The sequence below is a fragment of the Ancylobacter sp. 3268 genome (genome assembly GCF_031456575.1).
Classification (GTDB): domain Bacteria; phylum Pseudomonadota; class Alphaproteobacteria; order Rhizobiales; family Xanthobacteraceae; genus Ancylobacter.
Genome location: NZ_JAVDUX010000005.1, coordinates 160,143 through 176,455, shown reverse-complemented (window position 1 = coordinate 176,455; position 16,313 = coordinate 160,143). Strand labels below are relative to the sequence as shown.

Here is a 16,313-nt window from a genome sequence, read left to right as displayed (position 1 = left end):
GCCGATCGACTGCCGCGACGTCGATTCGTGCGTGGGATGAGCGTGTGATGGCTCGCGAGGGGGGCGGCGTGTGGCGCCCCCGCGGATGATGGCCGCGCAGCCTGCTCCCGCGGCTCGGCGGGGAGCCTCGGGGCCGAGGTTGCGCGGACCAAAACGAAAACCCCGGCCGAAGCCGGGGTTGCGAGGCAGCCGAAGCTGGGGAAAAGCGGCGCGGGCAAGCAGACCGCGCCGGAACCGGTGTGCGGTCAGCTGTGGTAGGCGCGCTCGCCGTGCTCGACGATGTCGAGGCCTTCGCGCTCCTTCTCCACCGACGGACGCAGGCCGACGATGACGTCGACGACCTTGTAGAGGATCGCCGAGACCACGCCGCCCCACACGATGGTGACGGCGACGGCCTGGACCTGCACCCACACCTGGTGGCCCATCGCGTAGTCGGCGATGCCGGGGCCGCCGAGAGCGGGGGCGACGACGACGCCGGTGCCGATGGCGCCGACGATGCCGCCGATGCCGTGGACGCCGAACACGTCGAGGCTGTCGTCATAGCCCAGCGCGTTCTTCACCGTGGTGCAGAAGAAGAAGCAGACGATGGAGGCGACGAAGCCGAGCACGATCGCGCCGATCGGCCCGGAAAGGCCGGCGGCCGGGGTGATGGCGACGAGGCCGGCGACCATGCCGGAGATGGCGCCGAGCATCGAGGGCTTGCCCTTGGCCAGCCATTCGATCAGCGTCCAGCCGACGATGGCGCCGGCGGTGGCGACGAAGGTGTTCACCAGCGCCAGCGTGGTGCCGGCATTGGCTTCGAGGTTGGAGCCGGCGTTGAAGCCGAACCAGCCGACCCACAGGACGCTGGCGCCGACCATGGCGAAGGGCAGCGAGTGGGGAGGCATCAGCTCCTTGCCGAAGCCGGTGCGCTTGCCGACCAGCAGGCAGCCGACCAGGCCGGCGATACCGGCATTGATGTGCACCACGGTGCCGCCGGCGAAGTCGAGCGCGCCGAGGCCGAACAGGTAGCCCTCGGAGAACCACACCATGTGGGCGATCGGGTAGTAGACCAGCGTCACCCAGAGGATGCAGAACAGCAGGATGGCGGAGAACTTCATCCGCTCGGCGAAGGCGCCGATGATGAGGGCCGGGGTGATGGCCGAAAAGGTCATCTGGAACGCCATGAAGACGTATTCGGGAATCTTCACGCCCTTGGAGAAGGTGTCGGCGAGGCTCTCGGTGGTGACGCCGGCCAGGAACGCCTTCTCAAAGCCGCCGATGAAGGCGTTGCCCGAGGTGAAGGCGAGCGAGTAGCCGTAGAACACCCACAGCAGCATCATCACCGCGGCGATGACGGTGACCTGCATGAGCACCGACAGCATGTTCTTGGCGCGCACCAGGCCGCCATAGAACAGCGCCAGGCCGGGCACGGTCATGAACAGCACGAGGATGGTGGAGACCATCATCCAGGTGATGTCGCCCTTGTCCACTGTCACGGCGTCGGCCACCGCGTCGGTCGCCGGCGCTGCGGCCTCCTGCGCCAGGGCGGCAACGGCGAACAGCGCCGTCGTCGCCATCGCGGGAAGTCCCGCGCGCATCCAGTTCTTGATCGTCATGGGTTGAGTGCTCCGTCGGAAACGTACGATGTCGGGATCAATGGCGCGGGCTCAGAGGGCGTCGGCGTCGGTCTCGCCGGTGCGGATGCGCACGGCCTGGTCGATCGCGTAGACGAAGATCTTGCCGTCGCCGATCTGACCGGTCTTGGCCGAGGTGGAGATGGCGTCGATCACCTTCGCGACCTGGTCGGCGGCCACCGCCACCTCGATCTTGAGCTTCGGCAGGAAGCTCACCGCGTATTCGGCGCCGCGGTAAATCTCGGTATGGCCCTTCTGCCGGCCGTATCCCTTGACTTCCGTAACGGTCAGTCCGTGCACTCCGATACCGGTGAGCGCATCCCGGACCTCCTCAAGCTTGAAAGGCTTGATGATAGCCATGACGATCTTCATGGTTCCTGTCCCCGCTTGGCCCCGGATCGCAACACGCGGATCCCGGGCGTTTTCATGTCGGACTCGGCCAGGCGGGTTTCCCAACCCCAAGGACAAGCCGGCGGACAGGAATCAAGTCGCGTGCCAACCGTGGAGCGGCAACGCGTTGCGGGGCGATCGGCCCGCTGGGAGCGCGTGTGGCGTCGATGGTTGGGCGCCAAATGACATTATGGCAGGGTTGTGATGCTGCTTAATTCTTGATCTGTCGCGCTCGGCTGTTTCGGGGAGGCGCAAACCTTAAGCAGAATGTGCCTAAATAATGTGCTTTATGCTGCGGGAGCCGGTGTGACCGGGCGAATCAGCCCTTCCTGCGCCACCGAGGCGACCAGTCGCCCGGCCCGGTCGTAGATCAACCCGCGTGCCAAGCCCCGCGCGCCATGGGCGTTGGGGCTGTCCTGCACGTAGAGCAGCCAGTCGTCGGCCTTGAGCGGACGATGCAGCCACAGCGCATGGTCGAGGCTGGCGGCCTGGATGCGGTCGCCGAGCACGCTGGTGCCATGCACCACCGTGGTCGTCTCCAGCAGAGTCATGTCGGAAGCGTAGGCAAGCACCGCCCGGTGCAGGGCGGGGTCATCCGGCAGCACGCCGTCGGCGCGGAACCACACCTTCTGCTGCGGCTCGGTCGGCGGCGCCGCATGGCCGGCGGCGAGTCGCTGCAGCAGGTGCACCGGCCGCAATTCCACCGGCCGCGGCCGGGTCCAGTAGTTGCGCACCGAAGGCGCCAGCGAATCCAGCAGTTCCGCCGGAAGGTCGCGCGCCGAGGGAACCTCTTCCGGCGGCGGCACGCCCTCGGGCATGGCCATCTGGTGGTCGAGGCCTTCCTCGGCGATGTGGAAGGACACTGACATGATGAAGATCGGCCGTCCGTGCTGCACCGCCACCACCCGGCGTGTGGCGAAGCTGCGGCCCTCGCGGACCCGCTCCACCTGATAGACGATGGGAATCTGCGGGTCGCCGGCGAGGATGAAATAGGCGTGCATGGAGTGGGCGGTGGCGGTCTCCACCGTGCGCTGCGCCGCTACCAGCGCCTGGGCCAGCACCTGCCCGCCGAACACCCGGGTGCGGAACGGCCAGGATTCCGGCGGGTTGTGGCCACGGAACAGGTTGACCTCCAGCACCTCGAGATCGAGCAACTGGACGAGTTCGGCGATGGGCGTCATGTCCGCATTCCCCGCACGGTGTTCTTTGGTCGGTAGCTAAGGCATAAGAGGGCTCCGGTACAGTGCCACGAGGGAAGGGGCGTCATGCCGCAGCAAGCCGAACGCGCCCGGGTCAGCGGTTCCAGCGGGGCGAACTTCGATGCGGTCATCGCCGGCGGCGGGCTTGCGGGCCTGTCGCTGGCCCTCGCCCTGCGCCACGGGCTCGGCGATACGGCGCGGCTGGCGGTGGCCGACCCGGCCTTCGCTTCGCCCGCGCGACGCAGCACCGACATGCGCGCCTCCGCCTTCGCCGCCGGCGCCCGCCGGCTTTTGGAGACGGTCGGCGTGTGGGCGCGCGTGGCCGGCGACGCGCAGCCCATGCTCGCCATGGAGATCACCGATAGCCGGCTCGGCGACGCCGCCCGCCCGGTGTTCTTGCATTTCGACGGCGAGGTGGAGCCGGGCGAGCCCTTCGCCCATATGGTGCCGAACGCGCTGTTGCAGGACGCGCTGACCGAGGCCGTCCGGGCGGCGGGCATCGTGCGGCTGCCGGCAGGGGTGGAGGCTTATTCCGCCGGTCCGTCCGGCGTCTCGGCGACGCTGGGCGACGGCACGCGCGTCACCGCGGCGCTGCTCGCGGCCTGCGATGGCGGCCGCTCGCGGCTGCGCAGCCTCGCCGGCATCGCGACCGTCGGCTGGTCCTACCACCAGTCGGCCATCGTGATGACGGTCGGGCATGAGCGGCCGCATGAAGGCAAGGCGGTGGAGCATTTCCTGCCCGCCGGCCCGTTCGCCCGGCTGCCGCTCACCGGCAACCGCTCCTCGACCGTGTGGACCGAGGCGGATGCCGCGGCGCAGCGGCTGCTCGCGCTGCCGCGGGTGCTGCTGCTCGACGAGCTGGAGCAGCGATTCGGCCTCGAACTGGGGGCGCTGGAGATCCTCGACGAGCCGAAGGCGTTCCCGCTCGGCTTCCAGATGGCGCGGCGTTTCATCGCCGACCGGCTGGCCCTCGTCGGCGATGCCGCCCACACCATCCATCCGATTGCCGGCCAGGGCATCAATATGGGCCTGCGCGACGTGGCGGCGCTGGCGGAGGCGGTGACCGACGCCGCCCGGCTCGGGCTCGACATTGGCGGGCCGGACGTGCTGGAGCGCTACCAGCGCTGGCGCCGCTTCGACACCTTCTCCATGGGGGTGGCGACCGACGGGCTGAACCGGCTGTTCGGCCAGCGCTCGGATGTGCTGCGGCTGGCCCGCGACATCGGCATGGGCTTTGTCGATCGCCTGCCGGGGCTGAAGGCCCATCTCATTCGCGGCGCCGCCGGTCTCGGCGGCCAGCCGCCGCGCCTGCTCAGGGGCGAGGCGCTCTGAGGCGAAGGGCGGGAGGCCCGGCTTCAGCAGGCGCCCGGCCGGTTCAGCCCTTGGCGACTTCTTCCTCGGTCAGCGGCCGCGCCTCGTCGGCGAGCATGATCGGGATGCCGTCGCGGATCGGGTAGGCGAGGCGCGCCGCGCGGGAGATCAGCTCATGCGCGTGCCGGTCATAGTCCAGCGGCCCCTTGGTGACCGGGCAGACGAGGATTTCCAGCAGCTTGGGGTCGAGCTCATAGCCGGTGCGGTGGGGGGCGGTCTCGGTCATGTGTCGATTCCGTGACGTGTGCGATAGCGCGGGACGCCCGCTTATAGCCGACGCGGAGCGGCGTTATAGGGGGCGATCCTGACAATCGCGCGTCACCATGTCAGAAGAATGTGGCCGCCCCGTGCACGCGCCGCGGCGCGCCGCGCCGACCCCCTTTCCGCCACCGCGCGTTCCGGATCCGCCAACCGACTATGGACACAGCCTTTTTCGCCCTTGCCGACGAGCCGCGCCTGCCCGGCGAAACCGTGCAGCAATGGGTTTTCCGCCGATTGCGGCGATCGGTGATGAGCGGCCGCTTCCCGCCGGGCCAGGCGGTGACCATACGCGGCCTCGCCGAGGCGCTCGGCGTCTCCGCCATGCCGGTGCGCGAGGCCCTGCGGCGGCTGGTCGCCGAGCGGGCGCTGGTGTTGCTCGACAATCGGCGGGTGCGGGTGCCGGAGATGACGGCGCAGCGCTTCGACGAACTGTTCGCCGCCCGCACGCTGCTGGAGAGCGAAGCCGCCGCCCGCGCCTTGCCCTATGCCGATGACGGGTTCCGCCAACGCCTTGCCGCGCTCGACGGCCGGTCGGATGCGGCGTGGAAGCAAGGCGATATCGAGGCGATGATCGAGACCAATCTCGCCTTCCACGCCGCGCTCTACGGCACCCGCGGCGATTCGGTGCTGATGCCGCTGATCGAATCGGTGTGGCTGCAGATCGGTCCCTTCATGCGCCTCGCTCTGGCCGATCTGGAGGAGCATTACCGCGTCGACCGCCACCAGGAAGCGCTCGCGGCGCTGGCGGCAGGCGACGAGGCGGCGCTGCGTCGGGCGATCGAGGCCGATATCCGCGACGGCATCGGCCATCTGCGCGCCCAGCTCGGCTGAGCGACGGGGTTACTCCGCCGCCTTCAGCGCCCGTGCGGCCCGCCGCTCGGCCCGCAAGCGCGCCGCGGCGCCGAAGGCGGTGAACACGGCGGTCGACAACCTGTCGTCCCAGAAGCGCCATTCCGGATGCCACTGGATCGCCAGCGTGAAGCCCGGCGCATCGGTCACCCGGAACGCCTCGACCAGGCCGTCCTCGGCGCGCGCCTCCACCGTCAGCCCCGGCGCCAGCTGGTTGACGCCCTGACCATGCAGCGAATTCACCTTCCAGCGCGGCGCGCCGGCAAGGCTTTCGAGCAGTCCACCGGGCTCAAGCACCACATCGTGCACCGGCGCGTACTGGCCGGCGATGTCGAGGCTTGAATCCTCGCGATGGTCGAAATGGCCGGGCTGCTCATAGACTTTCTGGAACAGCGAGCCGCCCAGCGCGACGTTCATTTCCTGGAAGCCGCGGCAGACGCCGAACAGCGGCACGCCGCGCTCGATGGCGCCGCGGATCAGCGGGATCGACAAATCGTCGCGATGCGGATCGGAGGGCAGCGGCGGCTCATAGGGCGCGTCGCCATAGAGATGCGGCGCCACGTTGGACGGGCTGCCCGGCAGGAAGATGCCGTCGACGAGCTCGAAGATCTCGTCCAGCACCAGCCGCTCGGGCGCCATGGCGGCATCGACCGCCGAGACGGTGCCCGGCAGCAGCACCGGCAGCGCCTGCGCGCCGTTGGCAACGGCATAGATGTATTTCTCGGTGACGCCGTGAAGGACATGCCCGCCGGAAGCCTTCACGTCGCAGATGACGCCGATGACAGGACGCATTGTGATCACTTTCCCGGTTGGTGACCCAGATGTGGGATCGCCGCCCCGCTGCTGTCAACGGGTCCGTTGCATTCCTCCTGCCGGCGCCGCGGCGCACCGTGCCGCCCAGCGCAGCGGCTGCGATGGGGTCCGCCCGGCCGCTGCGGCCGTCTTCGCCGGTGTTTTTGACCGGTCGCTTGCTCCCGGCGGGCGGCTTTTGATACGACACCCTCGCCCGCTCCCCTGTTGCCGCGCGCATCCCGCCGCCGTGCGCAGGAGCCCGCATCAGGCCCTGTCGTCGACGGGGTCTGCAACCGGCGGGCTTGCCGAAGGATCCGACCATGCCCGCCCTGACGCCCGCCGAACTGTTCGCCCGCCTCGCCGAGCTCGGCATCGAGACCCGCACCGTGGAGCACCCGCCGGTGTTCACCGTGGCGGAATCGCAGGCGGTGATCGAGGCGCTGCCGGGCGGCCACACCAAGAATCTGTTCCTGAAGGACAAGAAGGGCAATCTGTTCCTCGTCGTCGTCGGGCAGGATGTGCCGGTCGACCTCAAGAGCCTGCACGGCCCGCTCGGTGCCGCCAGCCGCTTGTCGTTCGGCAGCGCCGAGTTGTTGGAGGAGGTGCTGGGGGTGAAGCCCGGTTCGGTCACCGCCTTCGGCCCGGTCAACGACACCGGCGGGCGGGTCGGGGTGATCATCGATGCCGGGCTGATGGAGCACGAGACCATCAACTGCCACCCGCTGGTCAATACCGCCACCACCAGCATTGCCCGCGACGATCTCGTCCGCTTCCTGCGCGCCACCGGCCACGAGCCGCGCATCCTTGCGGTGCCGCGCCGGCAGGAGGTCGATGCCGATGCCGCATCCGGCGCCGCCTGAACGGTTGCAATCGCCGCCTGACGGACCATTTTAGTCACCGACCGAATACCGATCCGTTCCGAGGACGCCACATGCTGCTCAACCAGTCCGCCCAACCGGCCCCGCAGGGCGCTGCGGCCGGTGACGACGTCATCATCGACACCACCACCCGCAGTTTCATGCAGGACGTGGTGGAGGAATCGAAGCGCCGCCCGGTGCTGGTCGATTTCTGGGCGCCGTGGTGCGGCCCCTGCAAGCAGCTCACCCCGGTGATCGAGAAGGTGGTGCGCGCCGCCAAGGGCAAGGTGCGCCTCGCCAAGATGAACACCGACGAGCATCCCTCCGTCGCCCAGCAGCTCGGCATCCAGTCGCTGCCGACCGTCTATGCCTTCGTCAACGGCCAGCCGGTCGACGGCTTCATGGGCGCCCAGCCGGAATCGCAGGTGCAGGCGCTGGTCGATCGCCTGGTGGCCGCCGCCGGCGGCGGGCCGGACCTCGCCGAGATCCTCGCCAGCGCCGATGCCGCCCTGGCCGAGGGCGACGCCGCCGGCGCCACCGAACTCTATGCCCATGTGCTGGCCGAAGAGCCGGAGAATGTGAAGGCGTTCGCCGGCATCGCCCGCGCCCATCTCGCCACCGGCGACCTCGCCCAGGCCAAGGCGACGCTGGAGCTGGTGCCGGCCGCCGGCGCCAATGACGCGGCGGTCGCCGCCGTCCGTGCCGCCATCGATCTGGAGGAGGCCGCGGCCGCCCTCGGCGACGTGAAGGAACTGGAGGCGAAGGTCGAGGCCAGCCCGAACGACCATCAGGCGCGCTTCGATCTCGCTCTCGCGCTCAACGCCCGTGGCAAGCGCGAAGAGGCGATCGACCAGCTGCTGACCATCGTGCGCAAGGACCGCAACTGGAACGAGGACGGCGCGCGCAAGCAACTGGTGCAGTTCTTCGAGGCCTGGGGCCCGGCCGACGAGATGACGGTGCTGGGCCGCCGCCGGCTTTCCTCCGTCCTGTTCGCCTGACGGCTGGCCCGGGACCGGGTCCAGTCCTCGTCTTTTCGCGTGAATGACGGCCGGCCCGCCGGGCCGGCGCTTCGGAGGGTTGATGGCGATCAATCGCCCCTATGGCGGGCCGGCGGAGCTTCCCTCCGTGGTGCCGCTTTTCCCGTTGGAAGGCGCGCTGCTGCTGCCGCGCTGCCAGCTGCCGCTCAATGTGTTCGAGCCGCGCTATCTCGCCATGATCGACGATGCGCTCAAGGGCGAGCGGATCATCGGCATCATCCAGCCGGTCCCGGCGCTGGTCACCACCGCCAGCCCGGCGCTGCAGGGCGTGGGCTGCCTCGGGCGCATCACCGAATTCGCCGAGAGCGGCGACGGGCGCTACATCATCACCCTCACCGGCGTCGCCCGCTTCCGCCTGGTCGAGGAAGTCACCGCCGCCACGCTTTATCGCCAGGCGCGGATCGGCTTTGCCGGTTACGAGGACGACTTCTCCCCCAATTTCGGCGCCGAGGCGGTGGATCGCGGGCGGCTGCTGAAGACGCTCGCCGCCTATCTCGACGCCAACCGGCTGGAAGCGGATTGGGAGAGCATCAAGGACGCGCCGAACGAGGCGCTGGTCAATGCGCTGGCGATGATGTCGCCGTTCGGCGCGCGCGAGAAGCAGGCGCTGCTGGAGGCGTCGGACCTCGCCGCCCGCGCGGAGATGCTGATCGCGGTGACCGAGATGGCGCTGGCCCGCGGTCCGGGCGGCGACAGCGAGACGCCGCTGCAATAATCATGTCCTGAATTCGCAAGGAAACGGCCGGATCCTCCATCCGGCCGTTTTTCGTATGTCGGGCGCTGGTGGCTGTCGTCACTCGGCTGCCATGGGCGGGCGCGGCATGGTGTGCAGCGTCGCGGCGGGTGCCGCAGCCGGGCCATGCTCCTCCGGCTCGTCGCGCGCGCCGATGAAGCGGCCGAAGAGGCGGGCGAGCAGGCGCCCGAGATCGTCCATCAAGGTGAACACCGCCGGCACGAACACCAGCGACAGCAGCGTCGAGGCCAGCAGGCCGCCGATAACCGCGATCGCCATCGGCGCGCGGAAATCCGACCCTTCGCCGAGCCCGATCGCCGAGGGCACCATGCCCGCCGCCATGGCGATGGTGGTCATCACGATCGGCTGCGCCCGCTTGCGGCCGGCCTCGATCAGCGCGGTGGTGCGATCCTGTCCGGACTTCACCGATTCGATGGCGAAATCCACCAGCAGGATGGCGTTCTTGGTAACGATGCCCATCAGCATGAGGAAGCCGATCACCACCGGCAGCGTCATGGCGTTGTTGGTGATCAGCAGCGCCACGAAGGCGCCGCCCACCGACAGCGGCAGCGCCACCAGGATGGTGATCGGCTGCAAGAGGTTGGCGAACAGCAGTACCAGCACCGCCAGCACCATCATCACCCCCGCCCCCATGGCGGTGGCGAAGCCGCCGAATACCTCGGCCATGATCTCGGCGTCGCCGGCCTCCTTGAGCGTCACGCCGGCCGGCAGGTTTTTCGCTCCCGGCAGCGCATAGACCTCGGCCAGCGCCTCGCCGAGCTGGGTGCCGGTGGCGAGGTCGGCCTCGATGGCGATGCGCCGGGCGCGATCATAGCGGTCGAGGCTGGTCGGCCCGGTGGCGAAGGAAATGTCGGCCACCGAATCGAGCGGCACCGCGGCGCCGGCGGCGGTGCGCACCTTGAGGGTGCGGAAGGTGGCGAGGTCGGCGCGGGCATTCTGGTCGAGCTGCACCCGGATCGGCACCTGCCGGTCGCCGGCGGAGAACTTGGCGAGGTTCTGCGAGATGTCGCCAATGGTGGCGATGCGCACCGTCTGGGCGATGTCGGCGACGGAGACGCCGAGCTGCGCCGCCTCGGCGAGGCGCGGCGTTACCCGCAGCTCCGGCCGCTCCAGCGCCGCCGAGGTCACCACATTGGTCAGCCCCTTCACGTCGGCGCGGATCTCGCGCTCCAGCTCCAGCGCCGCCTTTTCCACCGCCGCGCCGTCCGAGCCGGAGAGGATGATGGTGAATTCGCGCCCGCCGGGGCCGGCGCCGCCCGAGGCGCCGAAATTGAAGCGCAGATCGGGGATGCGGGCGATCTCGAGCTGCATCCGCGCCTCGAACTGCTTCTGGGTGTCGCTGCGCTCGCTCCGCGGCTTCAGGTTGACGATCATCGTCGCCTTGCGCACCTCGCCGGCGGCGCTCACCGGGCCGGCCGCCACGCCGCCGCCGCCGGTGGCGAACACGCTGGCCACCTCCGGCTGGTTCTCCAGCAGCACCGTTACCTCGTTCACCACCCGGCGGGTGGAATCCAGCGTCGAGCCCGGCGGCAGTTCCAGCGCCAGCACCGAGCGCGACACGTCGGCATTGGGGATGAAGCCGGAGGGCAGCAGGGTCGAGAGCCACATCGAGCCGATGAACAAGAGGATGCCGGCGGCGACGGTGACGAAACGGTGGCGCACGCTGGCGCGCAGCAGACGGACATAGACGCGCATCAGCGCGCTATCGGGCGTCTCGCGGTGGCCATGGTCGCGTAGGAAATACGCCGCCAGCATCGGGGTGAGCAGGCGCGCCACCAGCAGCGAGAACAGCACCGCGACGGCGACGGTGATGCCGAACTGGCGGAAATACTGCCCGGCAATGCCGCCCATGAAGCTCACCGGGGCGAACACCGCGACGATGGTCAGCGTGGTCGCCACCACCGCGAGGCCGATCTCGTCGGCGGCGTCGATGGCGGCACGGTAGGCCGATTTGCCCATGCGCATGTGGCGCACGATGTTTTCGATCTCGACGATGGCGTCGTCGACCAGGATGCCGGTCACCAGCGTCACCGCCAGCAGGCTCACGCCGTTCAGCGAGAAGCCGAGCATGTCCATCACCCAGAAGGTGGGCAGGATGGAGAGCGGGATGGCGGTGGCGGAGATGATGGTCGCCCGCCAGTCGCGCAGGAACAGCAGCACCACGATGATGGCGAGCACCGCGCCCTCGATCAGCGTATGCATCGCCGAGGTATAGTCGGCCTCGGTATAGCGCACCATCGAATCGATCATGGTGATGGTTGCCTCGGGATGCGCCGCCTCCAGCTGGCGCAGCGCCTCCTCCACCCGGTTGGCGACGTCGACATCCGAGAAGCCCTTGGCGCGGTAGATGCCGAAGGCGACCACCGGCTTGCCGTCCAGCTGGGCGAAGATGCGCGGCTCGGCGGCGCCATCGGTGACGGTGGCGAGGTCGGCCAGCCGCACCTGCCGTGACGAGGTGGTGGCGGTCGCAGGCAGCGAGATGCGGGTCTCGGCCAGGTCGGCGACGGTCAGCGCGCCGCCCAGCGTGCGCACGGACTGCTCCTGGGTGCCGATTTCGCCGCGGCCGCCGGCGAGATCGACATTGGTGGCGACCAGCTGGCGGTTGACGTCGGCGGCGGTCACGCCCAGCGCGGCGAGCTTGTCCGGATTGAGCGAGATGCGGATCTCGCGGTCGACACCGCCCTCGCGCTTCACCTGCGCGACGCCCCGTACGCCTTGCAGGGCGCGGATCACCGTGTCGTCGACGAACCAGGAGAGTTCGTCCGGCGTCATCTGCGGCGCCGAGGCGGCATAGGTGACGATGGCCATGCCTTCGACATCGACGCGCCGGATCAGCGGTTCCTCGATATCCTGCGGCAGTTCCGAGCGAATGCCGGTCACCGCGTCGCGCACGTCGTTCACCGCGCGGTCGACCTGGGTTTCCAGCTGGAATTCCACCGTGGTCACCGAAGCACCCTCGGTGATGGAGGAGGTGATGTGCTTCACCCCCTGGGTGCCGGCGATGGCGGTTTCGATCCGCTTGGTCACCTGGGTTTCCAGCTCGCTCGGGGCGGCGCCGGGCTGGGTGACGGTGACGGTGACGATCGGCACGTCGATGTTCGGCATGCGCGTCACCGGCAGCCGGTCGAACGTGTAGAGGCCGAGCGCGGTCAGCACCACGAACAGCACGATCGAGGGGATAGGCGAGCGGATCGACCAGGCGGAGATATTGAGCGCCATCACACGCCGCCTTTCGCCTCGGCGAGCGGCACCGGGCTCACCCGGTCGCCGTCGCGCAGGAACCCGCCGGCGCGGGCGACCACGCTCTCGCCGTCCTTCATGCCCTCGGTGATCTCGACGAAGCCTTCGCCCATCAGACCGGTCTTCACCGGACGCCGCTGCACGGTGTCGTGCTCGACCACCAGCACGAAGGCGCCGTCCTTGTCGAACTGTACCGCCGAGAGCGGCAAAGCGAGGCCGGTATGGCGGGCGAGCTCGATGTCGCCGCGGGCATAGGCGCCGGGCCGCAGCCGCGGATCGTCGGGCAGGGCGACGGCGACGCGGGCGAGGCGGGTGCTCGCATCCACCTTGGCGCCGACCAGGCGGACCTTGGCGCTGAACGGCTGGCTGAATCCCGCCGGCGTCACCTCGACCGGCAGGCCGGGCCTGATGCGCGGCAGCGCCGATTCCGGCACCTCGGCATCGAGATCGATGGCGCCGTCGCGGACGATGCGGAACAAGGGTTCGGTGTTGGCCGAGAGCACGATGGCGCCGAGGCGCGCCGCGCGCGCCGATACGATGCCGGCTTCCGGCGCCCGGATCTCGGTGCGGGCGAGCCGCACCTCGAGCTCGTCGCGATTGGCCTTGATCTGGGCGGCGTCCGCCTCGGCGGCGGTGACCACCTCCCGCGCGGCCGCCACCTGCGCCGTGGCGACCCGCGCCGCGCGTTCGCGCTGGTCCAGCACTTCCTGCGAGGTGGCCCCGGTCTTGATCAGGGTGCGGGCGCGCTCCACCGCCGCCTGCGCCTCGATGAGCTGGGCATTCGCCTGTTCCAGCGCCGCCTTCTGCTGGGCGATGGCGGCCTGCGCCTTGGCGGCATTGGCGGTGTTCTGGGCGAGCAGCGTCTCCAGCATGTCGCGCGATAGCCGGGCGAGTACAGCGCCTTTCTCGACGCGGTCGCCCTCTTCCACCAGGATGTCGGTGATGCGCAGGCCGTCGATTTCCGGCCCGACCATGATCTCCTCGCGGGCGGCGAGCGTGCCGGTCACCGGCAGGCGCTCCACCACCTCGCGGGGCGAAGCCGGCACCACGCTGACCGTGACGCCGCGCGCCGCCTGCGGCTCGGGGGCGGTCGTCGCCTGCGCCGGGTCGGCCACGCCGAGCCTGAGGCCGAAGGGGATGCGGTCGCGCAGCGCATAGCCGCCGACCCCCACCACGAGGACGGTCATCGCAAGGGCGAGAATTACTCGTCCGCGCAGGCTGGAAGGAGCGAGCTTCATGTCGGGTCGACCGTGCTGGATTTGGCGGGGGCGAGCATGCGGGCGATGAGATCGCCGAAGCCGGGCATCATGGCGGCGAGCGGCAGGTCCGGCTGCAGGCGCCGGCGCAGCAGCAGCCCGTCGCCGATGGCGTCGATCAGCGTCATGGCGGTCTCGGGGTCGATGTCCGCGTCGATCTCGCCGCGCTTCTGGCCGGCGAGGAAGGCGTCGCGGATGGCATTGCCCATCTCCTCGTCAGCCTCGTCGAACTTGACCTTGAGCCGGGGATTGCGCGCGGCCTCGGCGGCGATCTCCGGCCCGAGATCGGCGCACACCATCGGCATCGCGCCGGAGAACAGCGCCTGACCCATGGCGGTGAGGCCGGCGGCGAAGCTGGGCGCGCCGTGGAGCAGTTCGAGCATCTTCATGCGGGCGCTGCGCTCCTCCTCGACGATGGCGATGATGATCGCCTCCTTGGAGGGGAAATGGCGGTAGAGCCCGCCTGGGCTCATCTCCGCCTCGGCGCAGATCTCCTGCATGCTGGTGGCGTGAAAGCCGGCGCGGGTGAAGCAGGCGATGGCGGCATCGAGCACCCGCCGGCGCGGATCGGCCTTGCGCGGCCGTGCCGCCGGCTTGTGCGGCGGCACGAGGACCTCGGCAGGCTTCTCGGCGCGGGTTGCGGTAGTGGACGCGGCGGCCATGCGATGATCCAGTTGGGAAGGCCCGCGACAAGGCCTTTCGGAATGAGAGCGAACGTTCGCTCTCATTATGTCGAGAGGCGAAAAAGATCAAGAACGAACGTTCGTTCGCAAATACCCTTGCGTAAGACGATGGTGGAAATGCGGCGCGGCAGGGAGCGGCTTGCCGGCTCTCGCGGCGTCCCTGCCGCCGCTCAGCGCGCCGGCCCAGCCACCACCGGCGCGAAGGTTTCCACCACCCGCTCATAGACCGCGCGCTTGAAGGGGATGATCAGCCCGGGGGTGTTGTCGAGCCGCTCCCAGCGCCAGGCGGCGAATTCCGGCTTGTGCTTGCCGCCGCCGGGTCGCAGCACGTCGATCTCGCTGTCGGGGCCGGTGAAGCGCAGCGCCACCCATTTCTGCATCTGGCCGCGATAGCGTCCCTTCCACGCCTTGCGGGCAAGCGGTTCGGGCAGATCATAGGCGAACCAGTCCGGCGCCACCGCCAGCGGCGCCACCGAGCGGACGCTGGTCTCCTCATAGAGCTCGCGCAGCGCCGCCTCCTCGGGGCTTTCGCCCTCGTCGATACCGCCCTGCGGCATCTGCCAGCCATGGCCGGAATCGACCGGCTCGTTGCCGCTGTCGGTGCGGCGGCCGAGGAACACCAGCCCGTCGCGGTTGACGAGCACGACGCCGACGCAGGGGCGATAGGGAAGCTGTTCGAAGGGTGTCATCGCAGGGCCGGATCGCAGGACATCACGCGGCATCGGTGCCGCCCGCCGATCATAAGCGCAGGCGATGACGGATCGTAGGCCCGGATGAATTTATGCTTACCGGGCCGGGAGCCAGCGCGCCGCACCAGAAGGACTCGTCAATGCCGGCGACAGTTCATCTGCCGGCGGCATTGACAGGCGTGCCGCCGCGCGGGTCCCCTGTCGGCAGCGGACGGACGGGAGGCCGGCATGGCGGCGGGGTTGGATGTCGGCTTCACCGAGGGTGTGTTCACCGATGCGGCCCGGCCGCATTGGTCGGGCGAGGGTGCGCGCCCGATACGCTGGTCGGCCTGGTATCCGACCGATGATGCCATGGCCGAGGCGCCGCCTCCGGAGGTCGATGTCGGCGACGGCGTGCCGGCGGCCACGTTCCGGTCGCTGCCGCTGCGCCGCCATGCCCGACTCGCGACGCGGGCCGGCGCGCTGCCGCTGGTGCTGCTCTCGCACGGCACCGGCGGCACGGTCGCCGGGCTGGGCTGGCTGGCGCACCGGCTGGCGGCGCGCGGGCTTGTCGTCGCCGGCGTCGATCATCACGGCAACACCGCCCGCGAGGCCTATCGGCCGGAGGGCTTCCTGTGCTGGTGGGAGCGTGCCGGCGACCTCACGCGGCTCGCCGATCATCTCCTCGCCGATCCGCGGTTCGCCGGTCGTCTCGATGCCAACCGCTTCCATGTCGCCGGCTTCTCGCTCGGCGGCCATGCGGCGCTGGCGCTGCTCGGCGCGATCACCGAAGTTCCGCGCTTCGCCAGCTGGGCCGCCGGCCAGTCTCTCGGGCGCGGCCCGCGCGAATTCCCCGATCTCGCCGATCGCATCGCGCCGCTGCTGGCGGAGAGCCCGGCCTTCCGCACCTCGTGGCAGCGCCAGTCGCTGTGCTTCCGCGATCCGCGCATCCGCTCCGCGCTGGTGATGGCGCCGGCGCCGACCGTGCGCGGCTTCACCCCCGACAGCCTCGCAGCCGTCGACGTGCCGGTGCTGCTGACCGTCGGCGGCGCCGATCGCGAGGCGCCTGCCGAGGCCGGGGCCGGCTGGCTGCACGGCCTCATCCCGGCGAGCCGCCTGGTGCCGCTTGGAGCCGATATCGGCCACTATGTGTTTCTGGGCGAATGCACGCCGGAGGCCTGTCGCGCCGAGCCGGCGATCTGCATCGACGCGCCGGGCATCGACCGCGCGGCGATTCACGCCCGCGTCGCGGCGCTGGCGCTGGATCTGTTCGCGCCGGCCGGCCGCTGACCGATGCCGGGTGATCGCAGGGGGATCGAGCAATTCCCGTGGAGTCCGAT

Annotated in this window: 15 protein-coding genes; 6 read left to right on the top strand and 9 right to left on the bottom strand. The window is 69.8% G+C overall.

Features of this window, described 5'->3' with window-relative positions:
* Positions 1-245 precede the first annotated feature (245 nt).
* The 3 genes from J2X65_RS08960 to J2X65_RS08950 all read right to left on the bottom strand — a co-directional run bounded on the left by J2X65_RS08960 (position 246) and on the right by J2X65_RS08950 (position 3,187).
* The gene (locus tag J2X65_RS08960; RefSeq protein ID WP_310200396.1) at positions 246-1,598 is read right to left on the bottom strand and encodes an ammonium transporter; all 1,353 of its coding nucleotides are present in this window, start codon (positions 1,596-1,598) and stop codon (positions 246-248) included.
* 51 nt (positions 1,599-1,649) lie between these two features.
* A complete protein-coding gene (locus J2X65_RS08955) occupies positions 1,650-1,988 on the bottom strand; it encodes a P-II family nitrogen regulator (RefSeq protein WP_213361593.1) in 339 nt (112 codons plus the stop codon).
* Between the two features lie 305 nt (positions 1,989-2,293).
* Positions 2,294-3,187, bottom strand: coding sequence for an acyl-CoA thioesterase II (locus tag J2X65_RS08950; RefSeq protein WP_310200394.1), 894 nt, complete (start codon positions 3,185-3,187; stop codon positions 2,294-2,296).
* 84 nt (positions 3,188-3,271) lie between these two features.
* On the opposite strand from J2X65_RS08950, the gene J2X65_RS08945 reads away from it, so the two are divergent.
* Positions 3,272-4,537, top strand: a complete 1,266-nt coding sequence (locus J2X65_RS08945) for a ubiquinone biosynthesis hydroxylase (protein ID WP_310200392.1) — start codon at positions 3,272-3,274, stop codon at positions 4,535-4,537.
* Between the two features lie 43 nt (positions 4,538-4,580).
* On the opposite strand, the gene J2X65_RS08940 is transcribed toward J2X65_RS08945, so the two are convergent.
* Complete coding sequence (locus tag J2X65_RS08940; protein ID WP_310200391.1) at positions 4,581-4,802, bottom strand: Trm112 family protein; 222 nt, start codon at positions 4,800-4,802, stop codon at positions 4,581-4,583.
* 191 nt (positions 4,803-4,993) lie between these two features.
* On the opposite strand from J2X65_RS08940, the gene J2X65_RS08935 reads away from it, so the two are divergent.
* Positions 4,994-5,668, top strand: coding sequence for a GntR family transcriptional regulator (locus tag J2X65_RS08935; protein ID WP_310200389.1), 675 nt, complete (start codon positions 4,994-4,996; stop codon positions 5,666-5,668).
* Between the two features lie 9 nt (positions 5,669-5,677).
* Here the strand turns inward: J2X65_RS08935 and J2X65_RS08930 are convergent, their stop codons facing one another.
* Positions 5,678-6,478 carry a gamma-glutamyl-gamma-aminobutyrate hydrolase family protein gene (locus J2X65_RS08930; protein WP_310200387.1) on the bottom strand — a complete coding sequence of 267 codons (801 nt, stop codon included), beginning with the start codon at positions 6,476-6,478 and terminating at the stop codon, positions 5,678-5,680.
* Positions 6,479-6,798: 320 nt separating this feature from the next.
* On the opposite strand from J2X65_RS08930, the gene J2X65_RS08925 reads away from it, so the two are divergent.
* From J2X65_RS08925 to J2X65_RS08915, 3 genes are all read left to right on the top strand, one after another.
* Positions 6,799-7,338: a prolyl-tRNA synthetase associated domain-containing protein gene (locus J2X65_RS08925; RefSeq protein ID WP_310200385.1), complete on the top strand. Its 540-nt coding sequence runs from the start codon at positions 6,799-6,801 to the stop codon at positions 7,336-7,338.
* 71 nt (positions 7,339-7,409) lie between these two features.
* Positions 7,410-8,333 carry a thioredoxin gene (gene trxA / locus J2X65_RS08920; protein ID WP_310200383.1) on the top strand — a complete coding sequence of 308 codons (924 nt, stop codon included), beginning with the start codon at positions 7,410-7,412 and terminating at the stop codon, positions 8,331-8,333.
* An 82-nt stretch (positions 8,334-8,415) separates the two neighbouring features.
* The gene (locus J2X65_RS08915; protein WP_310200380.1) at positions 8,416-9,087 is read left to right on the top strand and encodes an LON peptidase substrate-binding domain-containing protein; all 672 of its coding nucleotides are present in this window, start codon (positions 8,416-8,418) and stop codon (positions 9,085-9,087) included.
* A gap of 78 nt (positions 9,088-9,165) precedes the next feature.
* On the opposite strand, the gene J2X65_RS08910 is transcribed toward J2X65_RS08915, so the two are convergent.
* From J2X65_RS08910 to J2X65_RS08895, 4 genes are all read right to left on the bottom strand, one after another.
* Complete coding sequence (locus J2X65_RS08910) at positions 9,166-12,345, bottom strand: efflux RND transporter permease subunit (protein ID WP_310200378.1); 3,180 nt, start codon at positions 12,343-12,345, stop codon at positions 9,166-9,168.
* Positions 12,345-13,604 carry an efflux RND transporter periplasmic adaptor subunit gene (locus J2X65_RS08905; protein WP_310200376.1) on the bottom strand — a complete coding sequence of 420 codons (1,260 nt, stop codon included), beginning with the start codon at positions 13,602-13,604 and terminating at the stop codon, positions 12,345-12,347. Before J2X65_RS08905 ends, J2X65_RS08910 begins: the two co-directional genes overlap by 1 nt.
* Positions 13,601-14,284 (bottom strand): TetR/AcrR family transcriptional regulator, encoded by a 684-nt coding sequence (locus J2X65_RS08900; RefSeq protein ID WP_310200374.1) that lies wholly within the window; start codon positions 14,282-14,284, stop codon positions 13,601-13,603. Before J2X65_RS08900 ends, J2X65_RS08905 begins: the two co-directional genes overlap by 4 nt.
* A 191-nt stretch (positions 14,285-14,475) precedes the next feature.
* Positions 14,476-14,994, bottom strand: a complete 519-nt coding sequence (locus J2X65_RS08895) for an RNA pyrophosphohydrolase (RefSeq protein WP_310200372.1) — start codon at positions 14,992-14,994, stop codon at positions 14,476-14,478.
* 228 nt (positions 14,995-15,222) lie between these two features.
* Between J2X65_RS08895 and J2X65_RS08890 the strand changes: the two genes are divergently transcribed.
* Positions 15,223-16,263 (top strand): hypothetical protein, encoded by a 1,041-nt coding sequence (locus J2X65_RS08890; protein ID WP_310200370.1) that lies wholly within the window; start codon positions 15,223-15,225, stop codon positions 16,261-16,263.
* The last annotated feature ends 50 nt before the right edge of the window (positions 16,264-16,313 follow it).